This is a genomic window from Kitasatospora sp. MBT63 (assembly GCF_000710465.2).
Classification (GTDB): domain Bacteria; phylum Actinomycetota; class Actinomycetes; order Streptomycetales; family Streptomycetaceae; genus Kitasatospora.
In genome coordinates this window covers 1-697 of the sequence record NZ_JAIZ01000754.1, presented here as the reverse complement: position 1 = coordinate 697, position 697 = coordinate 1, and the positions used below count along the sequence as shown (strand labels likewise).

Annotated in this window: 1 protein-coding gene; it reads left to right on the top strand. The window is 76.0% G+C overall.

All coding sequences use genetic code 11. From position 1 onward, the window contains the following. Nucleotides 1-162: 162 nt before the first annotated feature. A partial coding sequence (locus AA75_RS39500; protein ID WP_051814193.1) for a 3'-5' exonuclease occupies nucleotides 163-697 on the top strand: 535 nt, incomplete at its 3' end.

Genomic DNA, 697 nt, shown 5'->3' with positions numbered 1-697 from the left:
CCCCCCCCCGCCCCCCGCCCCCCCCCCGCCGATCGGCGGGGGTCGTTCGCCGAATCGTTGTCGGCCGAGATGAAGATCTCCTTGAAAAAGGGCTCGTTCGTCGGCTTACCATCGTGGGGCTTTGTGTCCGCCGGGGGTCGCTGACAAGAGGAGAGCAGGACGATGCTGCTCGGTGACCGCCGCGTGCCCCCGGTGCCGGGCGGGTACGCCGTGGTCGACGTCGAGGCCACCGGCCGCAGCCCCTGGCGGCACCGGGTGGTGGAGGTCGCCGTGGTGCTGCTCGACCACCGGCTGCGGACCGAGGGCGAGTTCGCCACCCTGGTCGACCCGGCCGGGCCGGTCGGCCCCACCCACGTGCACCGGATAACCCAGGACCAGGTGGTCGGCGCCCCGCGCTTCCGCGAGGTCGCCCCGGTCCTGCTGGACCTGCTGGCCGGCCGGGTCCTGGTGGGTCACCACGTCAGCTGCGACCGGTCCTTCCTGGAGCGCGAGTTCGCCCGGCTCGGGGTCGAACTGCCGCCCGTCCCCGAGCTGTGCACCATGCGGCTGGCCCGCACCCGGCTCGCCGACGCGGGCGGGTACGGCCTGGCGGCCTGCGTCGCGGCGGCCGGCCTCGGCCGGTATCCGGCGCACACCGCGCTCGGCGACGCCCGGGCCGCCGCCGACCTGCTGCGGCACTGCGTCGCCGCCCCGCCCG